Below are 2,733 nucleotides of genomic sequence, written 5' to 3'. Positions count from 1 at the left end.
TGACACTCCATTATACGCCCGGTCCGAAGTTCATCAGTGCGATGATACAAACCGTGATAGCGCCTAAGATGATCAGTGCCCGGTATATTCTCGTCCAGGTCTTATCTTCGTTCTCCTTCATCTCCTGGCGGCCTTTCTCGATGGCCAGCTTCTCCATGACGCCAACGTCTTTCGATGTCACGGCATAGCCAATAGAGTTGATAGCATGAGTATAGGAGAGACCAACAAGGGCCCAATTCTTACGTCGAATCTTCTTATAGATCGGTTTGTCGGTTACTTCATCGACCATCTCAGCGCCCGGCAATGCCGCTTTCTTTCCCTTCTTGCCAAATACTGAGGATAATGTACTCTTACTTTTCTTGATAGCTGCATTCAGCGTGTTTGGAACCCGTACCGTTTCAATCGTATCATACAATACGATATTGGCCGGATCTTTTTCTCCTTCGAGCGCCATGTGAGCGAATACGTCTTTGGCTTTCTCCATGAGGATCACAAACTCTTCTACTGAATCCGGAATATCCTGGCCAATATCTTTCTTAGCGTATTCTTTCAGATATAATTCACAGTTGTCATAGAGTTCGGTTGCCGGACATGATAGGAGATAATGCAGTGTGTTTGTCCGGAGGAAACGGATCTTCGCAAATTCACGCATCATCTTAAGATCTTCCATGTTGTTGAGAGCCATGACAGATTTCAGGCCAAGGAAATGAGGAGAGAGAGTTCCTGCATGATGGACTTCAAGATCTCCGAAGAAGAGATCAGGTTCGCAGTATGAAGAAAAATCCGGTGCGAATTTCACACTGTATTCTCCGAGTGTGTATTCCCATGATGTCTTTTTCTCTTTGTCGGCAGGAATGAACCGTGTGTATTTGGATCCGGGATCGTGCAGAGCAAGACAGGGTTTCCGTTCTTTCCGGCATTCAATGAAGATCTCCGCCTCCGGGCAGTACTCGTTATAATCCTGCATCTTTGTTTTGTATTTCAGTAATATGACTATGGCAGCCGCTGCTAATGCGAAAATTGCCACAAACAATATGATCATGACAATTGGACTAACTGATATGAATTCATCCATTTTGTTTCACCTCTTAAAGAATAATGATTTGATTGACTTCCCTACGGGTTTTTGTGGTTCTGCAGGGAGTGATTTGAATGATAATGCCTCCCCGCTGCGCTGTTCTATACGTTTCTGCATCTGCAGCTGCCGTTCCATACCATCGCGGGCACGTGACAGGATAAACGACCATGAATCGGTAATATGCTGTTTGATCTGATGATATTCTGACTGTGTGACATCATCAACTGATGAAGATAAAACAACATGTTCCAATTCCAGCTGCAGATTTAGACGCGGTTTTTCTGGATTCGATACGTACGATAAATAAACATCCCTGGAAAAGAACACGCCGACAACACTCTTGAATGCTTTTTTGCATCCGGAAGAGAGTGGCGCTTTTACTATTTTAGCGTTGATTACTTCGGCAATATCAGAAACGATGAATTTCAGCGATAGCGCCAACTCCTCAGAACTGAATTCTATGTCCTCAGCTCCGTATGAATCGGGAGATACCGCTAAATCATCGTCTGCGAAGCCAAAATTATTTGCCTGTGTGGCACATTCGGGATCTTCCTCGGATGCTTCTACAAATTCGTCATCGAATTCTTCTTCATCAATCTCTTCTTCTTGCATGTCTTCATCATCGAATTCTTCATCGTCGGGTGATAACGGCATTATAGGATCTTGAGGTTTTTTGTAGCTTCTGCGTGACATTTTGTACACCATCCAAAAATAGGGTAAAAATAGAGAGTGGTATTGGAGTCAATAACACTCAGCGTTTCTTGTTGAACTTCATCTGACGGAAGACAGCGAACAGAATCGCGATGAATCCAATGGTGACGACAACAACGATCAGCGGAGCGACCGAGGCCCAGATGCTGGCTCCGGTAACAGTTCCCCACTCGCTACCGAGTGTAACGTTGAGATTAGTCACGATCATCGAACAGATAACCGGGATCAGGATGGCCAGGAAAATGACAGTCATCACGCCATACATGTTGTCGGCGAGAGTGTCCATGATTGATCCATATCCATCGAGTCTGGCATCTTCCCGAAGCTTCGGGATAATTCCTCTGAGACCGTTTGCTTTGACCACTTCTGGATATTCCATAGCATGGTTCTTTACACAGGCATTGATGCTCTGTGTGTGATTGAGAAACTCTTTGTTGAAAATTTTTGTCATAAGGGGATTTCAACTCCTCAATTCATTATAATGTAATGCATGTTTAAAAAAGTGTCTAAGAAAAATAAATTGAAAATGTTTTGGTTATTTTTTCTGAGTCTTTGTTTTGGATGCTGCAAGATATACTTTCAGTGCGGAGGCCACCTTTTTTCTTTCAGCTATGGCTTTTGTATATTTCTTTTTGAGTTGTTTGTATGCTGCCCTGCCTGCCTGCGTATCCTGCTGCGCTATCGTGACAAGTTTCTTTCGGATCTTGTTGTATTCCCTGGCATTTTTATTATACGCGGCGATGAGTTTCTGCACGGTCGCTTTGTTCATGATCACCATCTCCTATTCCGGTTCTGATGTTTTCTTTTCATACCGCCGCGTTTTCTCATTGCGACAAGTGATGCAATAACGAGAGTAAGACCGCCAACGATCAGGACCAGCGGGAATATCTGCATGATCTGATACGATATGCCGCTGATGGTCGTGACTGTGTTGTATGTTCCTT

At 44.0% G+C, this 2,733-nt stretch carries 4 protein-coding genes; all 4 read right to left on the bottom strand.

Annotated features, from left to right (window positions below):
• Positions 1-10: 10 nt before the first annotated feature.
• The 4 genes from M0Q24_RS11625 to M0Q24_RS11610 all read right to left on the bottom strand — a co-directional run bounded on the left by M0Q24_RS11625 (position 11) and on the right by M0Q24_RS11610 (position 2,558).
• A complete protein-coding gene (locus tag M0Q24_RS11625; RefSeq protein ID WP_295050838.1) occupies positions 11-1,075 on the bottom strand; it encodes a hypothetical protein in 1,065 nt (354 codons plus the stop codon).
• Positions 1,076-1,081: 6 nt separating this feature from the next.
• Positions 1,082-1,771 (bottom strand): hypothetical protein, encoded by a 690-nt coding sequence (locus M0Q24_RS11620; RefSeq protein ID WP_295050836.1) that lies wholly within the window; start codon positions 1,769-1,771, stop codon positions 1,082-1,084.
• A gap of 58 nt (positions 1,772-1,829) precedes the next feature.
• The gene (locus tag M0Q24_RS11615; RefSeq protein WP_295050834.1) at positions 1,830-2,240 is read right to left on the bottom strand and encodes a hypothetical protein; all 411 of its coding nucleotides are present in this window, start codon (positions 2,238-2,240) and stop codon (positions 1,830-1,832) included.
• A gap of 84 nt (positions 2,241-2,324) precedes the next feature.
• Positions 2,325-2,558: a hypothetical protein gene (locus tag M0Q24_RS11610; protein ID WP_295050832.1), complete on the bottom strand. Its 234-nt coding sequence runs from the start codon at positions 2,556-2,558 to the stop codon at positions 2,325-2,327.
• Positions 2,559-2,733 lie beyond the last annotated feature (175 nt).

It is taken from the genome of Sulfurimonas sp., assembly GCF_023228785.1.
GTDB lineage: Bacteria > Campylobacterota > Campylobacteria > Campylobacterales > Sulfurimonadaceae > Sulfurimonas.
Note: the sequence above shows the minus strand (reverse complement) of the source record. Positions and strands in the feature narration are given on the sequence as shown.

Coding starts and splice junctions, on each gene's coding strand:
- M0Q24_RS11610 (WP_295050832.1), bottom strand. CDS start 2,558: ATGAACAAAGCGACCGTGCAGAAACTCATCGCCGCGTATAATAAAAAT.
- M0Q24_RS11625 (WP_295050838.1), bottom strand. CDS start 1,075: ATGGATGAATTCATATCAGTTAGTCCAATTGTCATGATCATATTGTTT.
- M0Q24_RS11620 (WP_295050836.1), bottom strand. CDS start 1,771: ATGTCACGCAGAAGCTACAAAAAACCTCAAGATCCTATAATGCCGTTA.
- M0Q24_RS11615 (WP_295050834.1), bottom strand. CDS start 2,240: ATGACAAAAATTTTCAACAAAGAGTTTCTCAATCACACACAGAGCATC.